The sequence below is a fragment of the Veillonella sp. oral taxon 780 str. F0422 genome, assembly GCF_000221605.1.
In the GTDB taxonomy this organism is placed as follows: Bacteria; Bacillota; Negativicutes; order Veillonellales; family Veillonellaceae; genus F0422.
This window is the reverse complement of the sequence record NZ_AFUJ01000023.1, coordinates 11797-37660: the sequence shown is the minus strand read 5'-3', so window position 1 is coordinate 37660 and position 25864 is coordinate 11797. Positions and strand designations below refer to the sequence as shown.

Below are 25864 nucleotides of genomic sequence, written 5' to 3'. Positions count from 1 at the left end.
TATCTCCTAAGACGTTCACTATATTTCAAACTAAGGCGTTTTATGTATGACTAGATATACCAATCGAAGTATACTCTTTGGGATCCCCATGATATGCAGTAAATCCCATTTGTCCTTGTGTTTTACACCACTTTAACAAACGCTCTGATAACTGTTCTACTAAGTGGAGAGAATTATTCTGCTCTGAACGATGGGCAAAAATAACTTCCATATTCTTAGGTCGTCTCAAGGCTGATAATACTTTCATAGCCGTCATATTACATAGATGACCTGCATGACTCTTCACTCGACGTTTTAAATCTGGTGAGTATGGTCCATATAACAACATATGCTCATCATAGTTGGCTTCCAATACCAACAAATCTGTATCATGTAGATGCTCTAGCATCTCCTTTGATACCATGCCTGTATCCGTTAATAAAGCTGCTTTTGTCTGCCCTTTATAACAAGTGATACCAATGGGATCTACCGCATCATGACTCGTAGAAAATGGTTGCAACACCATATCTCCTATGGTTACTTCATTCGTTCCTAACGTTTGAAAGCACTCCGCAGATACGCCAAATTTATCCATAAGGCGCCGTGCTGTATTAGGTCTTGTGATAATAGGTAAACCCATTTGTTTAATCATTTGTGGTACCCCTGCAATATGGTCAGAATGTTCATGAGTAATAACAATCCCTTCTACCATATGTTTGGGTATCTCTAAATCCTGCAAAGCATTAGTAATTCTTCGGCAACTAATACCTGCATCAACAATCACTGCACTGTGAGAACTGCGAATAATGGTGCAATTCCCTTTACTACCGCTAGCTACGACATGAACTTCTAACTCTTTATTTTCTATCGTCATTGTTCCTAGCATCTTTCTAATACATCTATGAAAGCTTTCATATTCTCTGTTAAATCTGGTCCTCGTCGGAACATATCGCCTCCTACAAGGAACATGGTATCTTTGCCGTAAATATTTACCAACTCTGGCAAACGGGCCTCAGTCACACCACCACCTGGAGATGGACAAGACGATTTAATCGACGCCAATGGTCCACGATTACTATCACAAATTTGGCGACATAAGTCTGGTTTAAACGTAAATCGGCCACCATAAGACACAAAAATATTCATATCCCCGCCGAAAATACGCGGCAATAAGCCCATCCAAATCGTGGCGGCAATCCCTGATGTACCGGGTAATGTGAATCCACCCATCATAGCAGGATGCACGATGAGCGGCAAGTTCAAAGAATCATCGGTAGCCAATCGATGTAGCCAGCCAAATCCGATTAAGGAAGGGGCTACCATCAGAGCTGTAGCACCTGCTTCTTTCGCATAATGGGCCCGCTCTAGCACGTCTGTGCCATCCCCTGATACATTGGCTGCATAGAGGGTGTGGTGACCACTTTTAGCATTCGCCTCCTGTACTGCATGGGCACATCGTGACACACGATCTTTGAAGGGAGAAAACGATTGATTTGTCAATCCATGGTCATCCTTAATCACATCGGCACCGCCCATAGTATAGGCATGACACATGCGAGCCAACTCTTCATTGAGTGTCCCCATAGGTTTAATTACGGCTTGAATCATGGGGCGAGTTGGGGTCTGGCATAATTCTCGAATGCCAGCTAAGCCGAATTTAGGACCTTGAAATGCATCTGCTAAACTTGGGCACAACTCTATATCCACCACCCAAATGTGTGGTTGTAGGGAAGAGTTGCCAAAGACTACATTTAAAAACTGTGTCACTTCAAAGCCTGATGTCTCTACAGGGTAGGCGATTTTTGCCAAAAAACAATCTTCTTTTTCTTCCAAGGAAAGCAATTGTCCCACCATTTGACGACGTGGGTCGCTTTCCCCTAATAATTCATAAGGAAATTCAATGGTTTGCTCCACCTGTATGGACCAAGCCACTTGCTTCGCTTCTTCATAGGTTGGAACATGCAATGCATAGGTAACGGAAAATGTTTCCATCGGTAACTCCTTTCCCATCATTACAATATACTCTATTTTATCTTTTTATAATCAATCTGAAGGTCTGTTACCATACTACTACGGCAACAGTATTTGAGAATCTGTTATCTGATTTCTCTATCTTTATAGTATGACATAAGTTCTTATGAAATGCTATGTCATACCTACAATTATACACTATATGCAATAAAAAAGAACCTCTAATCCACTAGGTTCTTTTCTAAGAATGTGGTACACTGTTACTATTATTTATTCTATCATTCTACTAGGTGTTGTGACCGCCTGTATACACTCTTAAGAGCAACTATCCATATCAGTCGGCACAACATCCTGACATTTGACATAGAGATACATGCATCATGTATCAGAAAGGACAATCTATGAACTGGAACAATTATCTTTCAACTATGACACAAACATTGCCCCCTTCTGGGATTCGTAAATTTTGGGAAAAAGCCATGGCTATGGAGGGTGTGATTTCTCTTTGCGTTGGGGAACCCGATTACATTCCGCCCCAACCTGTGCTAGATGCACTGGTAGCCAGTGTGGAACGAGGGGAAACAAACTACTCTCCCAATGCAGGTATCTTGCCACTACGCGAGGCTATCAGCAATTGGTATGACCGCCGTTACCACGTACACTACGGTACAGATGAAATGATGCTCACCATCGGTGCTAGTGAAGCCATCGACTTATCTTTGCGGGCGTTACTAAACGAAGGGGATGAAGTACTTATCCCAAATCCATCCTACGTTGCTCACCAAGCAGAGGTCCACATGTGTGGTGGTAAGGCCATACCTGTGCCGACACATTTAGAAGATGGATTCAAACTTCGTGTAGAAGAATTGGAAAAGCTTGTGACAGAAAAAACAAAGGCTATTTTGATGTGCTACCCAAGCAATCCTACAGGAGCCATCATGGACTACGAAGATCTATTGCCTATTGCGGAGTTCGCGAAAGCCCATGACCTGATCGTCATCTCTGACGAAATTTACTCGGAACTCACCTACCACAAAGACCATGTATCTATGGCGTCCTTACCGGGCATGAAAGAGCGCACCATCATCTTAAACGGTTTCTCAAAGTCCTATGCTATGACTGGTCTTCGCATTGGATTCCTCTGCGCTCCGGCACCATTCATTACAGCTTGCATTAAACTACATCAGTACAGCATCGTCGCACCAGCTACACCAGTACAACACGCTGCCATCGTGGCCCTAAACGAATGTGATGACTCCGTTATCGCTATGCGCCAAGATTACTTAGAACGCCGTGACATGATCGTGAAAGGGTTCCAAGATATGGGCCTACCGATTGCCGTTCCAGAAGGCGCCTTCTATGTGTTCCCTGACATCTCTCAAACTGGTCTATCCGACGAAGATTTCTGTGAACAATTGCTAGAGCAACAGCATGTAGCCGTTGTACCAGGATCTGCCTTCGGCACCTGCGGTGCTAACCGCATCCGATGTTCCTATGCGTCCTCTAAGGAAACCATCCAAGAGGCATTACGAAGAATACAAATTTTCTTAACAACATTACAGAAGTAACCATAAAAGGGTTGTACCAACACTACTACAGTAGTTCGGTACAACCCTTTTTCTATCTCTTCGATATGTAGTTAGACACGTTCACAAGAGGCCGTCGTGATATACACAGAATTATTTTCCACTTCTAGGAATCCCCCTGGAAGGATAAACTCTTCACGCTTGTCCTCATGGTCAATGCGAATCGCCCCTGGCGCCAAAGCGCTCACTAAAGGCATATGATGCGGTTGAATACCAAACTCTCCATCGAGAGCTTTTCCTACCACCATCGTTGCGTCTCCAGAAAACACTGTTTCATCAGGAGTAATAATTGTTACATGCATGGTACTCATAGATTATTCTCCTTTCCCTAACATGTCCCTTCCTTTGGCAACAGCTTCATCGATAGTTCCCACCATGTAGAAAGCACTTTCCGGTAAGTCATCATGTTTACCTTCTAGGATTTCACGGAAACCACGCAATGTTTCCTTCAATGGCACATATTTACCAGGACTGCCTGTAAATACTTCGGCTACGAAGAATGGTTGACTCAAGAAACGTTGAATTTTACGAGCACGAGCTACGGTCAATTTATCCGCTTCAGACAATTCTTCCATACCTAAGATGGCAATGATATCTTGTAAATCTTTGTATTTTTGAAGTACTTCTTGTACGCCACGAGCTACGGAGTAATGTTCTTCCCCTAATACTAATGGATCCAAGATACGGCTTGTGGAATCCAATGGATCCACAGCTGGGTAAATACCAAGTTCTGCAATGGAACGAGACAATACTGTAGTAGCATCCAAGTGAGCAAATGTCGCTGCTGGCGCTGGGTCAGTCAAGTCATCAGCAGGCACATACACGGCTTGTACAGACGTAATGGACCCTTCTTTAGTCGATGTGATACGTTCTTGTAATGCCCCTACGTCATTAGCCAATGTTGGTTGGTAACCAACGGCAGATGGCATACGACCTAGCAAGGCAGACACTTCGGAACCAGCTTGGATGAAACGGAAAATATTATCTACGAATAACAACACGTCTTGTTGTTGTACATCACGGAAATATTCGGCCATTGTCAAACCTGTTAAAGCTACACGCATACGAGCTCCAGGAGGCTCATTCATTTGTCCATATACAAGAGCTGTTTTAGACAATACGCCAGACTCTTTCATTTCATTCCAAAGGTCATTCCCTTCACGGGTACGTTCACCAACGCCTGCGAATACGGAGTAACCACCGTGTTCTGTAGCGATGTTATGAATCAATTCCATGATTAGAACTGTTTTACCTACACCGGCACCGCCAAATAGACCGATTTTACCACCTTTAACATATGGCGCAATTAAGTCTACGACTTTAATACCAGTTTCTAAAATATTAGTTTCTGGTGCTAATTCATCAAATTTTGGAGCGGCACGGTGAATTGGCCAATGTTCATTCACTTTCACTTCTGCTGGATCGTGGTCTACTGTTTCGCCTAATACGTTGAAAATACGACCTAGTACACCATCACCAACAGGAACGGAAATAGCGGCTCCTGTGTCCACTGCTTCCATACCACGAGTCAATCCATCAGTGGAACTCATAGCAACACAACGAACTGTGTCATCACCTAAATGTTGCATCACTTCTACAACAATCTTAGATGCTTGTTCGTCGCCTTTTGTAATAGTAATTGCGTTGTAAATAGCAGGCAATTCACCTTTTGGGAAGACTACGTCTACCACCGGTCCAATAACCTGAACTACTTTACCTATATTTGTACTCATATACGAGATACTCCTTTATCTATTATTGCAATGCGTTTGCACCGCCTACGATTTCAGAAATTTCGTTAGTAATACCTGCTTGGCGCAACTTATTGTATTCTAAGTGCAAGGTACCAATCAATTCGCCTGCATTATCAGTAGCGGATGTCATGGCCGTCATACGGGCACCTAATTCACTAGCCGCCCCATGTAGCAATGCATTATATACAGTGCTTTCCACATAGGCTGGCAACAATTGTTCCAATACAGACCCTTGGTCCGGATAGAATAAACTTTCACCGACCTCTGCTGTATCGGACTCTAATGAAAGAGGTAATAAGCGCTCATGAGTCACTTCTTGCAATAAGGAGTTCACAAACTTAGTGTATACCAATACCACTTCATCTACCTCACCAGACAAGAACATGGTTTTCACTTGTTCCACAATGTCTTGAGCATGATGAAAGCCTGGTTTATCAGAAAAACCTTGCAACTCAGAGACTACAGAATAGCCATGGCCTCTGAAATATTCCGTTGGCTTACGACCCACTGTGAATAAACCATAGGCATCTGTTGGCGTATCCTTGAGCAAGGATTGCACGTATTTAATGATATTACTAGTATAAGCACCAGCCAAACCTTTATCCGCACCTACCACCACATAGGCTACCTTATTCACAGGACGAACTGTGAGTAGCGGTAAATCTGCGCCCCCATCTAGAGAGGACATGCTTTGATGCAGCATGTGGCGGAGACGTTCTGTATAAGGTTCAGTACCTTTCGCTTTTTGTTGTGCACGACGTAGACGAGCAGATGCTACCATCTTCATAGCTTTTGTAATTTGCTGCGTATTAGTGACACTTTTTATACGCTTGCGTAAGTCTTGTGCACTACTCATAGATTACGCCTCCTCTGGTAATAATTCGTGAGTAGCACCAAAGACATCAATACATTCTAAAATCGCTTGTTGCAATGTTTTTTCTGTATCTTCTTCTAATTTCTTAGTATCTCTAATTGATGCTAATACATTGGCATAATTACCATGTACATAGTGTAATAAGGCATCTTGGAATGCTGGTACATCATGAACAGCTAATCGTTTGAAATAGCCATTAATACCTGCATATAAACATACCACTTGTTCTTCTACTTTTAACGGAGAGTATTGTGGTTGTTTCAACATTTCAGTTAAGCGTTCACCACGATCTAATTGTGCTTTTGTGGAGGCATCCAAATCAGAACCGAACTGCGCGAAAGCAGCCAATTCACGATATTGTGCCAATTCCAAGCGCAATTTACCAGCTACTTGTTTCATCGCTTTAATTTGCGCACTACCACCTACACGAGATACGGATAAGCCTACGTCAACTGCTGGACGAACACCAGAGTAGAACATATCTGTACCCAAGAAAATTTGTCCATCAGTGATGGAGATTACGTTCGTTGGGATATAGGCAGATACGTCACCTGCTTGTGTTTCGATAATTGGTAAAGCTGTAATAGATCCGCCACCCAATTCATCAGATACTTTTGCCGAACGTTCCAATAAACGAGAGTGTAAGTAGAACACGTCACCAGGGTACGCTTCACGTCCTGGAGGACGACGTAACAACAAACTCATCGCACGATAGGCAGCAGCTTGTTTTGTTAAATCATCATATACGCAAAGTACATGTTTACCTTGGTACATGAAATGTTCGCCCATAGCTACCCCAGAATATGGTGCTAAGTACTGCATAGGAGCCCCTTCAGAAGCACCAGCAGACACAACGATCGTATAGTCCATAGCCCCTGCTTCTTCTAATTTTTGTACTACACGAGCTACAGTAGATTCTTTTTGACCAATTGCTACATAGATACAAATCACATCTTGTCCTTTTTGGTTCAAGATCGTATCAATAGCAATCGCTGTTTTACCAGTACCACGGTCACCGATGATCAACTCCCGTTGACCACGACCGATTGGTACCATCGCATCAATGGCTTTCAAACCAGTTTGCATTGGCTCAAATACAGATTTACGATCTGCAATACCAGGTGCTGGGTATTCTACAGGACGATATGTTTCTGCCACAATTTCACCTTTACCATCGATAGGTTGACCAAGGGCATTCACAACACGACCAATTAAGCCATCTCCTACAGGAACCTGCATGATGCGGCCTGTACGGCGCACTTCATCGCCTTCTTTAATTAAGAAGTCATTACCTAGGAGAACGGCGCCTACATTATCTTGTTCTAAATTGAGTACCATGCCATATACGCCATGAGGTAACTCTAACAATTCGCCAGCCATGGCTTTTTCAAGACCGTAGATATGCGCAATACCGTCCCCTACTTCCAGAACAGTTCCTACGTCATCTACGTTTAATTCAACATTATAGTCCTGAATCTGCTGTTTAATAATGGCAGTAATTTCTTCAGGCGTCATTTTCATAATTAACCATTCACCCCAATCTTATTGGTACTTGCATTAAGCAATGATTTTTTTAATTCTTCCAATCGTCTAGCCATACTTCCATCAATCCGAGTGTCTCCCACTTGAATGACCATGCCACCTAAGATGGATGGATCCACATGTTCTTCGATGACACATTCTTTGCCAGTAATCTCTTGTAACTTACGCAATACTTTTTCCCGCATTGCCTCTGAAAGTGGTTCTATAACCGTTACTTTCGCTTCCAAAATACCGCGACTTTCACGGGAGCGTTTTACGTAAGCACGAGCTGTTTCCATGATATAGGGACTGCGACGGCGGTCCACCATAACATTGAGAAAATTCATAATCAATGGATGCACTTCACTACCAAAGATTTGTTGTAAAATTTTCTTTTTTCCCGCTACTTCTAACATAGGATTGATTAAAATTTGGCGTAATTCCTCATGGGTGGAAAATAAATCTTGCACATAGGAAAGATCTGTATCAAATTGTGGTAACAAACCTGATTCCTGTCCTAATTCAAATATAGCGGAGCTATATGTTTCTGCAATTCTTTCTACACTCATCGTATCACGACCTTATAGTTGTACTATCAAGTTTTGCAATGGTATCCTCTACAAGAGCTACATTATCAGCACTGGAAAAGTCTTTTCCAATTAACTTACCAGCCACTTGTACAGACAAATTCACAACTTCTGCACGGATTTGTTGCATTGCTTTTTCCCGTTCCCGTTCAATTTCTTGGCGGGCGATTTCTTTTTCTTTCACTAGTTGAGCTCGTAACTCTTTGATTTGTGCTTGTGATTCTGCTTCTGCTTGTTGTTTTGCGGTCTCGATAATCCCTTGTGCTTCTTTACGAGCTTCTTGCAATTGCGCTGTATATTCAGCTTTCAACGCAGCCGCTTCTTCTCTAGCTTGTTCTGCACTGGTAAGATCATTCTCAATGCGACGTTTCCGTTCTTCCATGGTTTGCAATAACGGTTTATACGCATACTTTGCTAAAATCAACACTAGCACAATAAAGTTCAAAATCTGAAGTACGAGTGTGCCGTTTAAATCTACCAACGGTCATACCTCCTCTTAGCTAATGTCTATTATTTAAGTAAGTCTACCAATGGGTTTGCGAACACTAATACAATCGCGATAACTGCTGCGATAATAGGCACCGCTTCGATTAAGCCTACAGAAATTAACATATTTGTAAATAATTTACCAGATTGTTCTGGTTGACGAGTCATACCTTCTAAAGCTTTACCAGATACAAGACCGTCACCAATACCTGCACCAATCGCAGCTAAACCAATTGCTAAACCAGCGCCAATGGCAGAACCAACCAATACATACGCTTTTGCTAATAATAATTCCATTATGATTTCCTCCTAAACTATTAATGTCCATCTCCAATTGTCATCCCCAAATACGAGGTAACGAGCATGGCAAAAATAAACGCTTGAATAATACCGATTGCTAGACTAAAGGCTAACCATACGATAGGAAGTACATAGGGTACCAAGGCATATAATAATTCTAAAAGAATTTCTCCCGCTAGTATGTTACCAAACAAACGGAAGGCTAATGTGACAGGTTTCGCTATTTCTTCCATTAAGTTGATGATGATAAATAATTTAAATGGCTGCACAAAATGCTTAAAATAGCCAATTCCTTTGACTTTCAAGCCTACAATCCATACAAGAATTGAGCTTGAAATAGCTAATCCCAAGGTGGTGTTAATGTCATTTGTTGGCGATGCCAAGATATGCGGACTTGGAATCAAGCCCAATTCATTACTCACCAAAATAAACAGAAAATACGTAAATAGGATGGAGCTTAAAAACTTCCACTGATTGCCTAGGTTCGTTTTAAACTGACCAGTCAATCCTTCTAGCACGCCTTCCATCACATTTTGAATCCCCTGTGGTACCATGGCCCGTGACCGTGTAGCTAATAGTGTGACTACAATAATGATTGCCATCACTAACCACGTCATGTATAGCGTATCCATATTAAAGGATATGCCCATCCATTGAACAACATGATGATGCCCTGCATGTAACTCCATATTCCCACCCCCTTTCACATAGATGATCCCCTATTACGTTGACGTACATACATACTATACTCAACATATTGCATAGGAACAAACACACAGATTCCGCCTAGTACACCTTTCATGGAAATAGAAGGGATCTGCGTGCTTATGCCTACTAACAATACGATTAAGCTAAACCGACTCATAACACCAATCCAAACTCGACGTTTCACATCGTCTAAGGTGGCGTCTTTCATCTTGTAGGTTTGAAAGGCTAAATACAAGAAATATACAACATATGTCATCATGCCCCATAGCCAACCCGTGATGTGCTGAGTCCAGTCCAGTATCCATAACACGACTACACCTAGTATAGCCACTGACAGTATCCATCGGCAATGACTTTTGATATAGGTTATATATTCTTTCATACAGTCTCCTTACATACACTGACGTATGACACCGTAAAGGCCTAGAAACCCACCGAAGATACCACCTATGAGCAACCCCCATGGGTTGGTGCCCACATAGTGATCAAAGGCATAACCAAGACCCATACAGATACCGATAGAACAAAGTATGGTAAATCCCGTAGTTGATGCTTTGGAGATAGCCATCCATAGATCTGATTTTTCTTTCCCCATAGACATACCTCCTATACCTCTAACATCGTAGATTATACCACCAATGAAAACAATTTTAACAATATATAAATTTTATATCTATCAAAACTTTCCATACGATTTGATTCAAAACCGTGTACATTCCTGAATTACACAGTCAACGAAAGTAGCTATCAACTTAATTATAACTAGAATGCATACATCGACTATTATTTTCCAAAGGACGATGGTTTTTCTTGATGCTCAAAAAATTCATGCCGTAAGGCTTGTACAATTCGTTCTGATGCTAATCCATCCCCATAAGGGTTCACTGCATTTGACATAGCAGTATACATTTCTGCATTCGTAATTAACTCTTTAGCTGTGGAGTATACAGTTGCTTTATCAGTGCCCACTAATTTTACTGTACCTGCTTGGACTGCTTCAGGTCGCTCTGTCGTATCACGAAGAACTAGTACAGGTTTACCCAAAGATGGCGCTTCCTCTTGAATACCACCAGAGTCTGTCATAATAAGATAGGTCCGATCCATTAAGTTTGCAAATGGTTCATATTCTAATGGCTCAATCAAATGTACACGTGGCATATCACCTAGTACCTCTTGTACAATACTGCGTACCTTTGGATTTCGGTGCATAGGGAATATAACTTCAACCTCTTCATGTTCTCCAATAATATCACGAATTGCCTCATACACATTGCGCATTGGATCGCCTAAATTCTCACGACGATGAGTGGTCACCAAAATAACCTTTTGGTTCACGTAATCAATTTTGTTCAGCAACTCTTCAGTAAATGTGTAGTCTTCCTTTACTGTAGTTTGCAGCGCATCGATAACCGTATTCCCTGTTACATACAAGTGATCTGGATTTATATTTTCTTTCAATAAATTCGCTTCCGATGTAGTGGTGGGTGCAAAATGGTACGTCCCAATGGCCCCCGTCAACTTGCGATTCATCTCCTCAGGGAAGGGAGAGTAAATATTACCCGTCCGAAGACCTGCCTCCACATGCCCAACAGGAATCCCTTCATAAAATGCCGCTAGCGCCCCCACAAAAGTAGTGGTCGTATCGCCATGAACAAGCACCACATCAGGTTTTGCTTCTTTCAATACCTCTTGCAGTCCCATTAAGGCACGGCAAGTTACATCATACAAGGTCTGCCCTTGACTCATAATATTTAAATCATAATTAGGTGTTATGGAAAACAAATGCAACACCTGATCTAACATTTCTCTATGCTGTGCCGTTACCGTAACGATGGACTCCATATCAGGCGCTGCTTCCAAAGCCTTAACAACTGGTGCCATCTTTATTGCCTCAGGACGTGTCCCAAATATGGTCATGACTTTTAACATAGTACCTCCCACATATTTCGTTTACTTCCTTTACCATGAAAGCCGTCATATACAAACTTTCCTAAATCACTTTATTAAGCTTTTTCAATTATCTCTATTGTATCATGTACAAGCCTTCCATACTAGTAGAAACTGTAAAGAAGTACATCGAAATAAAAGGTCACAACCCTCCCCTCACAGAGTGAGTAAGTACTAGGCAAAGCGCCTTTAGCCGCGAAATAGATTATCTAAGGCATATGGCATTTCATTACTTGCCTTAAGAAAATGCAAAAAGACCGCGGCATGTTCCTGAACAAACATTATGAAATACCGTTTGTGAAGGAATATGCCGCGGACTTAATTTCTAAAGTTAACAAAAAACGCCATATGCCCCTCAGAAAATCTTCTGAGGGACTCCTGGCGTTTTGCATAGCTATTTACGAACGTCGTTGTCTTTGGATATAATCCCAATTTTTGTTGCTGTCCACACGCATGCACAAAGTATTACAAGCACTAGCAAGACTCCTATGACAAAATTTGCTTTTGCCGCCACGATAGACACACAACCTAAAAGTGCAGTGATGGCATACATCAGCAACACAGCTTGTTTTTGTGTGAGCCCCATCGCCAGTAGACGATGATGCAAATGTCCTTTATCTGGTTGGAATACAGGGCGTCCATTAATACGTCGACGTACAATGGCAAATAAAGTATCTAAAATTGGTAATCCTAACACAATCACAGGTACCACCAATGCCACAGTCGCTGCCGTTTTTACACTACCCATGACAGAGATAGCTGCCATAGTATAACCCAATAGCATACTGCCTGTATCACCCATAAATATTTTGGCAGGATTAAAGTTGTAGCGCAAGAATCCGCAAGCCGCCCCAGCTAATGCCAAAGTAATGCAAGCCAATTCGATTTGCCCCATTTGCAAAGTCACGATACAAATCGTAATACACGCAATGAGAGAAATCCCTGCTGCCAATCCATCTAATCCATCAATGAGATTCACAATATTCGTAAATCCTACAATCCAAAATACCGTCAACGGTATAGCAAAATATTCTAAATACAATAGATGGTCACCAATGCTAATAAAATGCACCGCATTGCCAAATAGTGGCAACATAAGACCCGCCAAAATTTGTCCCATTAATTTTGTTTTTGGACCAATTTGCTTAATATCGTCCCAAATCCCTACTGCTACTAGGATAATTGAACCTACAATCAATCCTTTGATAGAAGACACATCTTTCACACTATACAGCAAAGATACCATATAGCCAATATAGATGGCCAATCCACCTAATCGTGGAATTGACACTTGATGCACCTTACGTGCATCTGGTTTATCAATAGCACCTACCTTAACAGCAAATTGTTTCACCAAAGGCGTGCAAATATACGTTACTACGAGAGCAATGACAAAGGCCCATAAATATACTGTCATTCCACCACCTCCATACGTGGTATTTCATGATTATAACAAGTGATTGTCAATAGTCTGTTATTCGAATACTTAGTTCATTGTATATAGACCATATTTATTAATTATATCAGTTAAACACAGTACATACAAGAACAGACTCAGTAAGTACATGGACTCCCTTCTCTTTATGGACATGTTAAAGACGGTTACCAACTAAACAGATTTTGTTACTAACCCTTCAATAATGCGTTTACCATCTTCCATCAGCTGCGCCAGCCCTTCTTCGCCTAAATAGGACTCTGCATACATTTTATATAAGTTTTCTGTTCCTGATGGTCGTGCTACAAACCAACCTGTATCTGTCACAATTTTAACACCATCGATAGGTTGTTCTTCAAACAAAGAGGTCGTACGAATATCTAGAATCGGACTGCCTCCTAATTTTGTCATAGTCACATCACTAGGTTTCATACCTTTTAAAGCACTTTTTATTTCCGCTGTACAAGGCATATCCACACGTTGGAACACCGGTGTTCCCCATTGTTCCGTCATATTTACATAGTGTTGTGCAGGAGTTTTCCCTGTAGTGGCTACCATTTCCACCGCTAAAAGTCCTAAAATGATGCCATCTTTATCAGTAGTCCATACGGTTCCATCCTGTTGCAAGAAGGACGCTCCTGCACTCTCCTCTGCCCCTAGGCCTATGCGTCCATCAAATAATAATGGAGCAAAATATTTAAAACCTACTGGCACTTCATAGACTGGATGATTGGAATCTTTGCAATAGGCATCCATCAAACTTGTCACAACAGCTGTTTTACCAACACCTTTCCCTTCCCAAGGGCGAGTTTCATTCAAATACTTAGCAGCTACTACTAAATATTGATTTGGCGCTAATAACCCTTCTTCTGTAACGATGCCATGGCGATCATAGTCCGGGTCATTACCGATGGCTAGCACGTGATCACCCAGATTCTTAGCCACTTCTGCCATAGCATATGGGGAAGAGCAATCCATACGAATCGCTCCATCATGGTCATAGGACATAAAACTAAATGTTGGATCATAGTCACTATTAATAATGGTAAAATTTAGATTATACTCCTCAGCAATGGCATGCCAATAGGCTCCTCCACTGCCACCTAACGCATTAATTAACACCTTTGGATTGGCTTCTTGAATTGCTTTCATATCAATAATCTGAGGCAATTCATTTACATAGGCCATTTTAAAATCATATGGTTCTAAATATTGTCCCGCTTCGTCTATAGAAATCGCAGCAGGTGCTACTGCTTTCTCTTCTTCATGATGACAGCAACCACAATGAGCACTTTCATGAGCCCCCACTAGATGATGAAAGGAAAATCGTTGAATGCTATCTAATCCTTTTTGCAAATATTCATTAGCTAAGGCTTCAATCCGCTTTGTCACTGCTGTATCTGCAGGGCCCCCATGAGGTGGATTATATTTAATACCACCATGTTCTGGCGGATTATGAGAAGGCGTAATAATAATACCATCTGCTACATTCTCTGCCGTTGTATCTGCATTGTGTCGCAAAATAGCCCGAGACACACTTGGAGTAGGCACAAATTCACGATGTGCATCCACACGTGTTTTCACACGATTTCCCAACAAGACTTCAATGGCCACTTGCAAAGCTGGTTGTGATAAGGCATGTGTATCTTGTCCAATATAGCAAGGTCCTGTAGCACCAAATTCTTGACGCACATCACAAATTGCTTGTACAATGGCTGCCACATGGAGTTCATTAAAGGTCCCTTTGGATGCAATCCCTCGATGTCCAGACGTACCAAAGCTTACTCGCTCTTCTAAATTCTCATGATTAGGAACAATGCGAAAAAAGTCTTTCACAACTGTATCTACATGAATCAAATCTTCTTTTTTACAGGTTGTCCTGCCAATGGATGTACCATATTAGTGTTCCTCCTTATGCTCTTGGGAAGGGATTTCATTTCTTGCCATTTGCACTTCATGAATCATTTGCTCTGCTTCAGCCGCTTTCACTGGATCACAGGTTTGCAATACCCGTTCTACAGCACCATTCGTAGACCTTGCCGAGAAACCTGTGCCGATAACCTCTGCTGCATCCGTGATAACCATAAATGCTGTTGGATCTTCCGCTTCTACGGCAGCTTTCAAGCGAGCCACTTGCAACAAACTTACTACTACCATAATAACCTGTTTAGGCTGATGTGTATAGGCGCCTTCTCCATTCAAAATCGTAGCACCACGACCGATTTTATCAATGATTAAATTACAAATCGTCACTGGTTTATAGGAAATGATAAACATTGCCTTGCGTTGGTTAAAACCAGTAATTACCTTATTGGTTACCATCGCTGCTAAATAGGTACTAATCAAAGTGGTAGCCGCCGCCTCAATATTGATAACAATAGCACCAACGATGAGAATCATCATATTAATACCAAATAAGATACTGCCTATTTGTAATCCAAAACGATTCCGAATAATCATAGCAATGGGATCCATACCACCCGTATTACCGCCACCACGGTAGACGATACCAAGACCCAATCCAGAGAATAGACCCCCTAAGATACCTCCAATAATTGGATTCTTCGTTAATTCCAAGGCTTCCAATGGAGACAATAGGTTGATCAAAATAGACATGATGATAGTGCCTAAGATGGTAATCCCTAGGTGCCAACGTCCTAACCATCTCCATGCCGCGTACAGCACTGGTATATTCAAAAGAAAGTTAATAGAACCTAAACTTAATATACCTTGTGTCACATAATAAATAATCAAGCTTAAACCACTAATGCCACCACTTAAAAGTTTATGCGGTACAATAAATCCTTGTACCCCTACTGCAAACACCGTCGATCCAATAATAATATGTATTATGGCTTTCACCGTACTTAAATATTTTGGTTTACTTAACATAATTTCACCTATTCTATCACTACTTCCATCATCTGACCATAAGCAAAAAGCTGCCACATTAAGAGTCAATCATAATGTAACAGCTTTTTAGTACTTATTAAACCGCTTATGGTATAATACAATATACTATTCTGCTAGGGCAATCACTTCTACTTCTACTAAGAAGTTAGCTGGTAATGTTTTGACTGCCACACAACTACGAGCTGGTTTAGATGTAAAATACTCAGCATAAATAGCATTAAATTTGGCAAAGTCACCCATATCTGCTAAAAAGCATGTTGTTTTTACAACTTTAGAAAAATCAGTGCCTGCTTCTTTTAAGATAGCTTCGATGTTTTTCATCGCTTGCAATGTTTGTGCTTCCACGCCACCTTCTACTAGAGCGCCTTGTGCTGGATCAATACCGCCTTGACCAGAAATGAACACAAAACCATTCGCTTTGTAAGCTTGAGAATATGGTCCTAATGCTGCTGGTGCTTGCTCTGTATACACTTGTTTCATAGTTGTCCCCTTTCATTACCATAAGACATTTATAATATATCACTAGTATAGCATGTAATGGTATCGAAGTGTAGCTATTTTTCATACTTCTATTGTACTTTATTTGCATACCTCTATAAGGAGTACCTATATGTCTATTATTTATACTACTTATGAAAGCCCTTTGGGCACTCTTACACTATATGCCACAGCCTCCGCCTTAGTAGGGCTTACATTTCCAACTCAATCTGTAAATTTTCAAGAACCAGTGGTCATAGACAAGACTATTTCTTCCCCCATTTTGCAACAAACTATCCAATGGCTAGATCAATACTTCGTTGGACAAGTCCCAACGATGATGATTCCCTTAGCACCTCAAGGCACAACGTTCCAACAAAAAGTATGGTCTCAGTTACAGCATATTCCCTACGGCACATCCCTTACTTATGGAGAGCTAAGCCAACGTGTATTTAACTCCCCTATTCCTAAAGGAGCCCAAGCCATAGGATCTGCCGTCGGCGCGAACCCTATCTCCCTCATCATCCCTTGCCATCGTGTCCTAGGCAAAGGAAAAGCCCTCACTGGTTACACAGGAGGGCTATCCATTAAGCGAGCCTTACTATCCATCGAAAATATATCTTTCGTGGACAAGTAAAATTACTTTATATGCTGTAACATTTGCAAGAAGTACGGTTTAAAGAATGTTCCTTCCACTTCGGTAGTACCCATGACAATCGTTGTTAAATACTCTGGTGTTCCCACTAGGGCTAAACGCAGATATCCAGGATATTGAATCCCTGTTATATCATAGGTCATATTTCCCGCTGTTGTCATCGTACCATATTTAGTATCTGTTAAGGTATGTAATGGTTCTACATTCCGTAATCGTATCTTTGCTGGACGTTTATTCTGAGAATAATCAATATCTCTGTCTTCTGCAATATGAATATTAAAATGGTTTAATAAGTCGTTTGCATCACGAGTAATTCTATCCATTTCTGCTGATGAAAGTCCCTCTTTTCCGTATGATAGCGATGATTGCGCATTCATTAACAACTCTTTAGGTAGTGGAAATACAAGAACCCAGGCTGTATTTAAACCATATTGATCAGCCCCTTGTAATTCATAAACATCCATATAATGTCCTAGCTTAAGTCCCTCTTTCATGTTCTTCAGTCCCGTATAGTCCTTTACCACACCAACTGTAGTGCTCACTTTACCTAGGTTGGCATACACATACCCTTTTCCTACCTCTGCTAACTTTGAAGAAGACAATTGCTTAACGGTAATCTTTGATCCTACGGTTTGACGCAAATCAGTCAATGGATTCTGTTCTAGCATCGCATCGAACTCTGCTATGATTTCGTCACCAGTTTGACGTTTTTTCTCGGCATCTAAGATAGTACTCGAAGGAACTCCTACTTCCTCATCTGACATTAGGTCACTAGTACCTGCTATCTCATCGGAGATCGACGCACTACTACCTGCTATACCATATGGCATTGATGCACTACTACCTACCACCTCATAGGTAGTATCATGTACTTGTGCTGACACTTGTCCATAGCCCATCATAAGGCTGGTCACTATGACAGCCAGTCCCATTTGCTTCCATAATTTCATCTACTTATTCTCCCTTCACACCTAACAGACTCTTGATAACAGGTTGCCAATAGGATCTCGATGTATCAGCCGTCGTTATTAGAGTGATAGATACCCCATCTTGACCATACCGTCCTATAAAACTAATATACGCAGGTAACACAAATCCATCCACATCCAATTGCACTCTACCATGCGTATACAATCCTGTATCGCCTTGTAGGCGTACAGGTTTCATCATCTCTCCATCAAGAAATCTTACGTTCACAAGGGGTAATACGGCTCTCAGAATCTCAGTGCTACTGAACTCTGGATTAGTGCTCGTAACGAAGGGAGCTAAGGCTGCGCCATTCTTTTCTATACGTTTTCCTCCCATAACATTTACATTGTAGAGATCTATGTTTTGTATTTCTTTCACCGTTTTATTATATAATGTTTCTCCCACAGATTGTGGTACAATAGTATTTCCTTTATATTTAATTTTCCATACTTCGGCCGCTTCCGCACCTGTCATGTGAAAGTGTACTAGTTCTGCCGTGTGTAACCCTCGTTCATCACGACCTTGTAACTGATACCGTTGCCCCCGTTGCACCACATCTTTGACAATTTTATCTAGCACCTTAGCCTCTGTTTCATCTATATGCCAATGATTAGAACCTACCTTACGAACCGTATCTTCTTTTTTTAAACCACCATCAATGAGATCATCATGGTTAACTATCGAAACATAACTAGGTAACTCTACACTACCTTGCCCATCCAATGTAATCGATGCTGCATATCCTGAAATCATCGTCCCTGCTAATGCCACACTAGCCATCACACATTTCCAATTCATAATAACTCCTTCCTAACTAGGGTCCCCTACTTTTTCCAATAATAATTTAGATTTCAACTGATGCAATTCTTCGCTAATGTTGACTTTCACCTCCGGGGCTCTACGAAGTCGTAAAAATTCTGGCCATAGTAATTGAATTTGCTCTTCTCCGTAGGCTTTCACCTGCGCCAAGGAAGGTACATTGTACACCAATTCTCCATCTACGAAGATAGGTACTAATAGTTCTTGTACTCTGAAAGTATTTGCCTTTAACACAGTTTGTTTCCATGGATACAATGGATTTTTAAACACATAATCCTGTGTGGTGTCCACTGTTTCGTGGTCTAAGCAAATTAAATCACCAATGAGCTTATGATTTCGTACATTGATGAGGCGCAATACCTTTTTCTTACCAGGATTTGTTACCTTTTCAATATTATCTGAAAATTTCATAGCTGGCATAAAGGTGTCCCCTTCCCATTGACCGGCTAGTTTATACACCCCACCTAAGGCTGGTGTTTCATCGGCAGTAATCAGTTTTGTACCTACACCCCACGCTGTGATCTCTGCTCCTTGCTGTTTCAAGTCTGCAATTTTATATTCATCTAGATCATTGGTGGCAAAAATTAATGCCTCTTTAAATCCTGCCTCATCTAGCATCTTACGAGCCTCGATGGATAAATACGCTAAATCGCCACTATCCAAGCGAATGCCATAGATGGATGGCATCGTGCCTCCTCGACGTTCACGAATCTCTTGGAACACTTGGATGGCCGCAGGCACACCTTTATGTAGTGTATTATAGGTGTCCACTAAAAACACCAAATTATTTTCGTATTGGTCTGCATACGCACGGAATGCATCAATTTCAGTAGGAAAACTCATGACCCAACTGTGTGCCATAGTCCCTACAGGTCGCATGCCATACAAAGCAGCACTGTACACATCACTAGTGCTATCAAAGCCTCCTATGAAAGCTGCTCTAGCCCCTTGTACAGCTGCGCTCACCCCTTGGGCTCTTCGCATACCAAACTCTGCTACTCCATCCTTGCCAATGACAGATCGGATACGACGTGCTTTGGTCGCAATCAAGGACTCATGATTTAAAAACATAGATAATGCTGTTTCCAATAAAATGGCCTCATCCTTGGCAGATTCTACTCGAAGTAACACTTCCCCCGGGAATACCACAGATCCTTCTGGCGCCGCATAGATGGTGCCAGTAAAGCGGAATGTTGTTAAATAATCCAAAAATTCCTCTGTAAACACACCCGTTTGTCGTAAATAGATAATATCATCCTCAGAGAAACGCAAGCCTTTCACATACTCGATAACTTGTTCCAATCCAGCGACCACAGTATAGGCGCCTTGAAATGGATTGGTCCGGTAAAAGCGATCGAACACACAACGAGTACGATGTTTGTTTTGCGTAAATAAACCTTGCATCATGGTAAATTGATACATATCTGTTAATAGAGCATGTGTAATCATAAATAACTCCTATTCTTATAGGTCTACCCTATAGCATACTAAGCACTTTTCTATGACAATTTAAATACTATGCCTATCGTCTACTTCTCTCTATTATACTCTACTATTACATTTCATGTATAATTGTTTTTCCCCTTATTGTTTGTCATAATCTCCTATTTAGGTTAGAATGATACCATATATTATATAACTTCTAATGATGAAAGGATGACTATGAATCTGTCACAATTTTTTGCATTAATTCGCCCTCGTACCTTAACGGCTGCTTTCAGTCCCGTTGTCTTAGGGGCCGCAATGGGGGCTACGCAGTTTGAAACCGTACAACCTATTTGGCTATCCTTGGTGTATACCGTAGGCATTCTAATATGTGTGTTAAGCGCGCAAATCGCAGCCAATATTTGGAATGAATATTTCGATTTTAAATCTGGCCTTGACCTCACACAAGCGGCTGGAAATAGTGGCTCTATCGTCCGCGATGGAATCTCTCCAGCGATTATCAAACGTTGGGGATATATGACGACTATACTTCCACTCATCTTAGGCATTGCCCTCGCTAAGGCCGTCACATGGTGGTATATTCCTGTAGGCACGCTTTGCATACTGACTAGCATCTTATACTCTGGTGGACCTAAACCCATTTCTCGTACCCCTTTTGGTGAACTCGCCTCTGGTCTTGCCATGGGTTTTGCCATCGTAGGTATTACCCTCTTTGCTTGGACTCACACCTTGCACTGGACCTATCTAATTCCTGCCGTACCATCCACCATCTTAATCGGTGCTATTATGATGACTAACAATTTACGTGACTTTACGAACGATGCGAACCACGGTCGTCGTACCTTAGTCATTCTTCTTGGCCGTGAAAGAGGCCTCCAACTGTTACAAGGGCTCTTCCTCATTAGCTCTCTATGGATACTAATATGGACTATCTGCGGAGTTATCCCATGGCCTTCCTTAGTAGCTTTACTTTCCTTACTGCCTGCTATGAAAGTCATCCATATCTTCAACACCTATGCAGATCCAATACGATTAAACGAAGCTATGAAGTTTACTTCTATATCTTGTACACTGTATCACTTCTTGTGGGCTATAGGACTCCTATGTAATACAATCATATAAAACTAGCATTCTTTATGAGGGGAGTCTTTATTACTTTCACAGTAGTAGCCATCTAATTCATAGCCAATAACTATAACACCTTAGATATATAACATATTTTACTTATAACAAAACTCTTGTTATACTAAGCAAGTAGAAATTCACTATGTAAGTACACAAAGAAAAGGAGATAAAATATGAAGAAATTATTTAGTTTAGCCGCTACGGCTGTATTAGGCGCTGCCTTATTGTTAGGTGGCTGTGGTTCCACTGGCACTAGCTCCACTGGTTCCGATGCAGGTAAAACATTGAAAATTGGTGCTTCCCCAGTACCTCACGCTGAAATCCTAGAGCAAGTAAAACCAATCCTTGCTAAAGAAGGCATTAAATTAGAAATCATCGAGTTCAGCGACTATGTACAACCAAATGTATCCTTGAATGACAAAGAAATTGATGCAAACTTCTTCGCTCACATTCCTTACCAAGAAAACTTCAACAAAGAAAAAGGTACTCACATTGCAACAGCAGGTGCCGTACATATCGAGCCAATGGGCATTTACTCTAAAAAAGTAAAAGATTTGAAAGAAGTACAAGATGGCGCTCAAGTAGCTATCCCATCTGATGCGACAAATGGTGGTCGTGCATTACTATTGCTTTCCAAAGCTGGTTTAATCACTTTGAACGATCCTAACAGCATTTCTGCTACAGTACAAGATATCAAAGATAACCCTAAAAACTTAAAATTCGTTGAATTAGAGGCGGCTCAATTACCTCGTACATTAGATGATTCCACAATTTCTGTAATCAATACAAACTTTGCATTAGGTGCTAACTTGAACCCAACAAAAGATGCATTGTTCTTAGAATCTAAAGATTCCCCATATGTAAACATCGTATCCGTTCGTGAAGGCGATGAAAAACGTGAAGATATTCAAAAATTGATCAAAGCTTTACAAAGCCCTGAAATCAAAAAATTCATCGAAGACAAATACAAAGGTGCTATTCTTCCAGCATTCTAATGGAATCGTTTAGAATAGACTCCTCCAAATAAAAAACACTAACAACTATCATACATACTTAACTATACAACAACAGAGGCAAATTGATTCGCTCAACTTGCCTCTGTTGTTTTTGCCTATACTCCTGTCCTTCTATACAATGTCACAAACTATCATACTCATTTCTAGCATACAAAAAAGGGTCCCGAAGGACCCCTTTTATTATTTACGAACCATAGCTCGTAATTCTTGCATTTCTTGTTGCAATGTCACAATATCTTGACGTAAGTTATCATTTTCCGCTGTCAGAACTGTAAGTTCACGACCATAGGCTTCTTTCATAGCTACCATTTCATCATGCAATACTAGCACAGAAGAAATTGGGCCATTACGATAACGTTCTGGTATAGCTTTTTTCTCTGGACTATTACCAAATTTGAAAGTTGCACCACCATTAACCATAGTGCCACCACGTACCATAGATACACCAGCATGGAACATAGTAGATTCTTTAGTATAATGAGCCACTCCTAATGCTACGGCATTCACATTTTTATAATGTCCAACGCCAGCCATAATTTGTGTTGGTTCTAATGGATCATATTGAATTGGTTTTAATGCAGATAATGCAGCGCCTAGGGCATCACCTCTACGGCTTTCCTTGCGTAATTCTTGTAAATCACTACCAAGTTCACCAATTTGGCGCTCTAATTTTTCATAGTTATGATTATCTCCTTTAGAACCGCCTTCTAAAGATTTACGGAAATCATCTTCTGTTTTATTTTCATTACCTTTGATTTCTTTCCAGTATTCATAAGCAGATTTGCCTTTAGCGCCATCTTTACCGGCTTTCCCAGCATCACCTTTGTCGCCTTTAGGGCCTACTACGCCAGTTTCACCTTTATCGCCTTTAGGTCCTACTGCACCTGTTGCGCCGGCTTCACCTTTATCGCCTTTAGGACCTACTGCACCATCTTTACCTTTTTCACCTGTAATGGCCTTGATAAAGTCATCTTCTGTCTTGCTTCCATTACCTGGTAGGTCTTTCCACACTTCGAAAGCAGACTTTCCGTCAGCTCCATCTTTACCAGCTGTACCAGCATCACCTTTAGGTCCTGCTACACCAGCTGCTCCAGCGTCACCTTTTTCGCCTTTCTCACCTTGTGGGCCTGCTGCACCATCTGCACCTTTGGCTCCTGTAATTGCCTTTATGAAGTCATCTTCTGTCTTGCTTCTATTACCTGGTAGGTCTTTCCATACTTCGAAAGCAGATTTACCTTTAGGCCCTACTTCACCTTGTATACCTTGATCACCTTTAGGACCTACTGCACCTGTATCACCCTTATCGCCTTTAGGACCCTGAATACCTTGTGGGCCTTGTGGACCTACTCCACCAGTACCACCACCAGTACCACCTGGTCCTTGAGGTCCCTGTGGTCCTTGAGGACCTTGTGGGCCTACTGCACCGACTTCACCTTGCGGACCAGTAATAGCTTTGATAAAATCATCTTTTGTCTTATCTTCGTTGCCTGGCATTTCTTTCCATACTTCAAAAGCAGACTTTCCATCAGCCCCAGTATCACCTTTAGCTCCAGTTTCGCCTTTGTCACCTTGAATACCTTGGTCACCTTTAGCACCTGGATCGCCTTTATCACCTTTGTCACCTTTAAAGTCTGGGTCACCTTTTAGTTGATCTTTATCTAAGCTAATAGTATATGTTTTACCATATTCCCCACCGTCATTCGTAGCAATAGAGATACCTTTACCTGGTTTTAATACTTCTTTCAAGGAATCTACAGTCAATACAGGGCTTGTAGTAGAGGAAGAACCATCTTTACCGCCTGTAGTTAAAGTTAATTGACCTTTATCGTTTCCACCCAAGGTAATATTCATTGTAGGATGAGCAAAGTTAACCCCTGTAAACGTTGGCGTTTTCAACATACCAATACGTAAAATAGAGTCCATAGGATCTTTATAGGTAATCAAATTATCAGAACTATATAACGTTGGCGCCGCATACTCGCTTTTACCATCTGGAGCTTTTGCACCAGCTTGTGGCGCCACTCCATACACAGTATTTGCCTTGCCTTGGATCTTAATCTCTTTATCACCTGGTGTGTACACACGTGCATCAGGTGTTGTAGTAGCTACAGTTCCATCTGCATTGAATGGCACATCATTACCTGCCAAAATAGTATTACGTTTTTCTAAGGCTTTTAATTGCGCTACATTGACAGCATCAGTATCTTCTCCACCGGCTGCTACATTAATAATTTGGCGAGTTTTACGATAACCTGGACGTCTATCACCTACAGACACAGCGGAATTAGTTGCTTTCCACGTAGGATCATTTGCACTCGCAAATGCAGCACTGGAAAAATGTGGGCCATGTAAAGCTGCATCATAACCATTAGTAGAGGCATCATTCGTCCCGCGATCCGCATAGGACTCTCCACCTAATGCAACACCATGTCTTACAAATGTCTTCGCACTTAAGCCAAGGCTAACACCAGCATAGGCCTCCTTATTTTTTCCTGATTCTCCAACCTCACTACCATGACCAATAGCGATAGCCCCATTTCCATAGGTCTTTGTATTGCCACCTACTGCAATGGCTGCAAAATCATTTGCATAAGCACTATATCCCACGCTTACAGACTGACTTCCCTCTGCATGCGCGGAATCACCTAACGCTGTTGCACCTACTGCAATCGCAGTTGTTGTACGACCTACCGCGACTGTATTGTCTGCACTTGCCTTGGATGAAGCACCGATAGCCAAGGAGGAGTTTGCAGCCAATGCACGAGTACCCACCGCTGTACTATGTTCTCCTGCTGTTCTTGTGCCTTCACCAATATTGACACTATAGATACCAGTTTCACTAATTCCTTTACCAATCGCTACTGTATTTTTTGAGTTTTGACCAATTTGTACATTACGTCCAATAGCAATGGCATTCTCACTCTTAGATTGTGCCCTTGGACCAATGGCAATAGCCCCCTCTTTGGTGGCTCCATTATTTTTCTCATTGCTATCTACCCCAAGGTCTCGACTTTTTATAGAAATGTACCGTGGCTTTTCACGTTCTACACGATTGCGAAGTACTTTTAATTGCCCCACTGTGGCAGCATCTGTATCTTCATAGCCTGCTGCTACATTGGTAATTTGACGAGTATGTTGTACTCCAGCTTTTGTACCACCTACAGATACAGCTCCATCGGTAGCATTCCAAGCGCTACTAATGGATGCATTACCAGCTTCATTCGCTTTTTTTATAGCATCTGCATAGGCCTTTTCTGCATCTACCAAATCTTGATCTGCTTTTGCCTTTTGGGCAT

Annotated in this window: 25 protein-coding genes; 4 read left to right on the top strand and 21 right to left on the bottom strand. The window is 41.4% G+C overall.

What is annotated here, in order from left to right:
• Positions 1–40: 40 nt before the first annotated feature.
• Positions 41–865, bottom strand: a complete 825-nt coding sequence (locus tag HMPREF9200_RS02815) for an MBL fold metallo-hydrolase (RefSeq protein WP_083818390.1) — start codon at positions 863–865, stop codon at positions 41–43.
• The gene (locus tag HMPREF9200_RS02810; RefSeq protein ID WP_009353355.1) at positions 859–1971 is read right to left on the bottom strand and encodes a RuBisCO large subunit C-terminal-like domain-containing protein; all 1113 of its coding nucleotides are present in this window, start codon (positions 1969–1971) and stop codon (positions 859–861) included. Before HMPREF9200_RS02810 ends, HMPREF9200_RS02815 begins: the two co-directional genes overlap by 7 nt.
• A 380-nt stretch (positions 1972–2351) precedes the next feature.
• On the opposite strand from HMPREF9200_RS02810, the gene HMPREF9200_RS02805 reads away from it, so the two are divergent.
• Positions 2352–3518, top strand: coding sequence for a pyridoxal phosphate-dependent aminotransferase (locus HMPREF9200_RS02805; protein ID WP_009353436.1), 1167 nt, complete (start codon positions 2352–2354; stop codon positions 3516–3518).
• A gap of 71 nt (positions 3519–3589) precedes the next feature.
• On the opposite strand, the gene atpC is transcribed toward HMPREF9200_RS02805, so the two are convergent.
• The 15 genes from atpC to HMPREF9200_RS02730 all read right to left on the bottom strand — a co-directional run bounded on the left by atpC (position 3590) and on the right by HMPREF9200_RS02730 (position 16541).
• Positions 3590–3847: an ATP synthase F1 subunit epsilon gene (gene atpC, locus HMPREF9200_RS02800; protein ID WP_009353325.1), complete on the bottom strand. Its 258-nt coding sequence runs from the start codon at positions 3845–3847 to the stop codon at positions 3590–3592.
• Positions 3848–3850: 3 nt separating this feature from the next.
• The gene (gene atpD, locus HMPREF9200_RS02795; RefSeq protein ID WP_009353331.1) at positions 3851–5269 is read right to left on the bottom strand and encodes a F0F1 ATP synthase subunit beta; all 1419 of its coding nucleotides are present in this window, start codon (positions 5267–5269) and stop codon (positions 3851–3853) included.
• A 22-nt stretch (positions 5270–5291) separates the two neighbouring features.
• Complete coding sequence (gene atpG / locus HMPREF9200_RS02790) at positions 5292–6146, bottom strand: ATP synthase F1 subunit gamma (RefSeq protein WP_009353387.1); 855 nt, start codon at positions 6144–6146, stop codon at positions 5292–5294.
• Between the two features lie 3 nt (positions 6147–6149).
• Positions 6150–7685: a F0F1 ATP synthase subunit alpha gene (gene atpA, locus HMPREF9200_RS02785; protein ID WP_009353315.1), complete on the bottom strand. Its 1536-nt coding sequence runs from the start codon at positions 7683–7685 to the stop codon at positions 6150–6152.
• A 2-nt stretch (positions 7686–7687) separates the two neighbouring features.
• Positions 7688–8254, bottom strand: a complete 567-nt coding sequence (atpH, locus tag HMPREF9200_RS02780; RefSeq protein WP_009353260.1) for an ATP synthase F1 subunit delta — start codon at positions 8252–8254, stop codon at positions 7688–7690.
• A 4-nt stretch (positions 8255–8258) separates the two neighbouring features.
• Positions 8259–8753, bottom strand: a complete 495-nt coding sequence (gene atpF / locus HMPREF9200_RS02775) for a F0F1 ATP synthase subunit B (RefSeq protein WP_009353350.1) — start codon at positions 8751–8753, stop codon at positions 8259–8261.
• Positions 8754–8782: 29 nt separating this feature from the next.
• On the bottom strand, positions 8783–9055 hold the full coding sequence (gene atpE / locus HMPREF9200_RS02770; RefSeq protein WP_009353316.1) for a F0F1 ATP synthase subunit C: 273 nt from the start codon (positions 9053–9055) through the stop codon (positions 8783–8785).
• Between the two features lie 20 nt (positions 9056–9075).
• Positions 9076–9747: a F0F1 ATP synthase subunit A gene (atpB, locus tag HMPREF9200_RS02765; protein WP_009353413.1), complete on the bottom strand. Its 672-nt coding sequence runs from the start codon at positions 9745–9747 to the stop codon at positions 9076–9078.
• A 14-nt stretch (positions 9748–9761) separates the two neighbouring features.
• A complete protein-coding gene (locus HMPREF9200_RS02760; RefSeq protein ID WP_038144540.1) occupies positions 9762–10148 on the bottom strand; it encodes an ATP synthase subunit I in 387 nt (128 codons plus the stop codon).
• A gap of 9 nt (positions 10149–10157) precedes the next feature.
• Positions 10158–10361: an AtpZ/AtpI family protein gene (locus HMPREF9200_RS02755; protein WP_009353299.1), complete on the bottom strand. Its 204-nt coding sequence runs from the start codon at positions 10359–10361 to the stop codon at positions 10158–10160.
• 188 nt (positions 10362–10549) lie between these two features.
• On the bottom strand, positions 10550–11695 hold the full coding sequence (wecB, locus tag HMPREF9200_RS02750) for a non-hydrolyzing UDP-N-acetylglucosamine 2-epimerase (protein WP_009353373.1): 1146 nt from the start codon (positions 11693–11695) through the stop codon (positions 10550–10552).
• 412 nt (positions 11696–12107) lie between these two features.
• On the bottom strand, positions 12108–13130 hold the full coding sequence (locus HMPREF9200_RS02745; RefSeq protein ID WP_009353269.1) for a glycosyltransferase family 4 protein: 1023 nt from the start codon (positions 13128–13130) through the stop codon (positions 12108–12110).
• A 192-nt stretch (positions 13131–13322) separates the two neighbouring features.
• Positions 13323–14984 (bottom strand): alpha-D-glucose phosphate-specific phosphoglucomutase, encoded by a 1662-nt coding sequence (locus HMPREF9200_RS02740; protein WP_255260716.1) that lies wholly within the window; start codon positions 14982–14984, stop codon positions 13323–13325.
• A gap of 63 nt (positions 14985–15047) precedes the next feature.
• Positions 15048–16097, bottom strand: coding sequence for a YitT family protein (locus HMPREF9200_RS02735; protein ID WP_255260715.1), 1050 nt, complete (start codon positions 16095–16097; stop codon positions 15048–15050).
• Positions 16098–16166: 69 nt separating this feature from the next.
• Positions 16167–16541, bottom strand: a complete 375-nt coding sequence (locus HMPREF9200_RS02730) for a RidA family protein (protein WP_009353332.1) — start codon at positions 16539–16541, stop codon at positions 16167–16169.
• 130 nt (positions 16542–16671) lie between these two features.
• Between HMPREF9200_RS02730 and HMPREF9200_RS02725 the strand changes: the two genes are divergently transcribed.
• Positions 16672–17175, top strand: coding sequence for a methylated-DNA--[protein]-cysteine S-methyltransferase (locus HMPREF9200_RS02725; RefSeq protein ID WP_009353281.1), 504 nt, complete (start codon positions 16672–16674; stop codon positions 17173–17175).
• Between the two features lie 2 nt (positions 17176–17177).
• On the opposite strand, the gene HMPREF9200_RS02720 is transcribed toward HMPREF9200_RS02725, so the two are convergent.
• The 3 genes from HMPREF9200_RS02720 to HMPREF9200_RS02710 are packed head-to-tail and all read right to left on the bottom strand — an operon-like array spanning position 17178 to position 20430.
• Positions 17178–18143 carry a hypothetical protein gene (locus HMPREF9200_RS02720; protein WP_009353383.1) on the bottom strand — a complete coding sequence of 322 codons (966 nt, stop codon included), beginning with the start codon at positions 18141–18143 and terminating at the stop codon, positions 17178–17180.
• A gap of 4 nt (positions 18144–18147) precedes the next feature.
• Entirely contained in the window at positions 18148–18960 is an 813-nt protein-coding gene (locus tag HMPREF9200_RS02715) for a hypothetical protein (RefSeq protein WP_009353302.1), read from the bottom strand.
• Positions 18961–18972: 12 nt separating this feature from the next.
• On the bottom strand, positions 18973–20430 hold the full coding sequence (locus HMPREF9200_RS02710; protein ID WP_009353337.1) for a nicotinate phosphoribosyltransferase: 1458 nt from the start codon (positions 20428–20430) through the stop codon (positions 18973–18975).
• 213 nt (positions 20431–20643) lie between these two features.
• Here HMPREF9200_RS02710 and menA point away from each other — a divergent pair, with 213 nt between their 5' ends.
• Both menA and HMPREF9200_RS02700 read left to right on the top strand, forming a co-directional pair.
• Complete coding sequence (menA, locus tag HMPREF9200_RS02705; protein ID WP_009353274.1) at positions 20644–21549, top strand: 1,4-dihydroxy-2-naphthoate octaprenyltransferase; 906 nt, start codon at positions 20644–20646, stop codon at positions 21547–21549.
• 176 nt (positions 21550–21725) lie between these two features.
• Complete coding sequence (locus tag HMPREF9200_RS02700; protein ID WP_009353368.1) at positions 21726–22547, top strand: MetQ/NlpA family ABC transporter substrate-binding protein; 822 nt, start codon at positions 21726–21728, stop codon at positions 22545–22547.
• A gap of 201 nt (positions 22548–22748) precedes the next feature.
• On the opposite strand, the gene HMPREF9200_RS08815 is transcribed toward HMPREF9200_RS02700, so the two are convergent.
• Positions 22749–25835 carry a YadA-like family protein gene (locus tag HMPREF9200_RS08815; RefSeq protein ID WP_009353414.1) on the bottom strand — a complete coding sequence of 1029 codons (3087 nt, stop codon included), beginning with the start codon at positions 25833–25835 and terminating at the stop codon, positions 22749–22751.
• Positions 25836–25864: the final 29 nt, after the last annotated feature.

Excerpts from the sequence above, each read along its gene's own strand:
- atpA (WP_009353315.1), bottom strand. The coding sequence starts at position 7,685 with ATGAAAATGACGCCTGAAGAAATTACTGCCATTATTAAACAGCAGATT.
- atpH (WP_009353260.1), bottom strand. The coding sequence starts at position 8,254 with ATGAGTGTAGAAAGAATTGCAGAAACATATAGCTCCGCTATATTTGAA.
- wecB (WP_009353373.1), bottom strand. The coding sequence starts at position 11,695 with ATGTTAAAAGTCATGACCATATTTGGGACACGTCCTGAGGCAATAAAG.
- atpB (WP_009353413.1), bottom strand. The coding sequence starts at position 9,747 with ATGGAGTTACATGCAGGGCATCATCATGTTGTTCAATGGATGGGCATA.
- HMPREF9200_RS02810 (WP_009353355.1), bottom strand. The coding sequence starts at position 1,971 with ATGGAAACATTTTCCGTTACCTATGCATTGCATGTTCCAACCTATGAA.
- HMPREF9200_RS02700 (WP_009353368.1), top strand. The coding sequence starts at position 21,726 with ATGAAGAAATTATTTAGTTTAGCCGCTACGGCTGTATTAGGCGCTGCC.
- HMPREF9200_RS02815 (WP_083818390.1), bottom strand. The coding sequence starts at position 865 with ATGCTAGGAACAATGACGATAGAAAATAAAGAGTTAGAAGTTCATGTC.
- HMPREF9200_RS02755 (WP_009353299.1), bottom strand. The coding sequence starts at position 10,361 with ATGGGGAAAGAAAAATCAGATCTATGGATGGCTATCTCCAAAGCATCA.
- HMPREF9200_RS02760 (WP_038144540.1), bottom strand. The coding sequence starts at position 10,148 with ATGAAAGAATATATAACCTATATCAAAAGTCATTGCCGATGGATACTG.
- HMPREF9200_RS02745 (WP_009353269.1), bottom strand. The coding sequence starts at position 13,130 with ATGACAGTATATTTATGGGCCTTTGTCATTGCTCTCGTAGTAACGTAT.
- atpG (WP_009353387.1), bottom strand. The coding sequence starts at position 6,146 with ATGAGTAGTGCACAAGACTTACGCAAGCGTATAAAAAGTGTCACTAAT.
- atpE (WP_009353316.1), bottom strand. The coding sequence starts at position 9,055 with ATGGAATTATTATTAGCAAAAGCGTATGTATTGGTTGGTTCTGCCATT.
- HMPREF9200_RS02710 (WP_009353337.1), bottom strand. The coding sequence starts at position 20,430 with ATGATTACACATGCTCTATTAACAGATATGTATCAATTTACCATGATG.
- HMPREF9200_RS02725 (WP_009353281.1), top strand. The coding sequence starts at position 16,672 with ATGTCTATTATTTATACTACTTATGAAAGCCCTTTGGGCACTCTTACA.
- HMPREF9200_RS02720 (WP_009353383.1), bottom strand. The coding sequence starts at position 18,143 with ATGAAATTATGGAAGCAAATGGGACTGGCTGTCATAGTGACCAGCCTT.
- atpC (WP_009353325.1), bottom strand. The coding sequence starts at position 3,847 with ATGAGTACCATGCATGTAACAATTATTACTCCTGATGAAACAGTGTTT.
- HMPREF9200_RS02805 (WP_009353436.1), top strand. The coding sequence starts at position 2,352 with ATGAACTGGAACAATTATCTTTCAACTATGACACAAACATTGCCCCCT.
- atpD (WP_009353331.1), bottom strand. The coding sequence starts at position 5,269 with ATGAGTACAAATATAGGTAAAGTAGTTCAGGTTATTGGACCGGTGGTA.
- menA (WP_009353274.1), top strand. The coding sequence starts at position 20,644 with ATGAATCTGTCACAATTTTTTGCATTAATTCGCCCTCGTACCTTAACG.
- HMPREF9200_RS02730 (WP_009353332.1), bottom strand. The coding sequence starts at position 16,541 with ATGAAACAAGTGTATACAGAGCAAGCACCAGCAGCATTAGGACCATAT.
- HMPREF9200_RS02715 (WP_009353302.1), bottom strand. The coding sequence starts at position 18,960 with ATGAATTGGAAATGTGTGATGGCTAGTGTGGCATTAGCAGGGACGATG.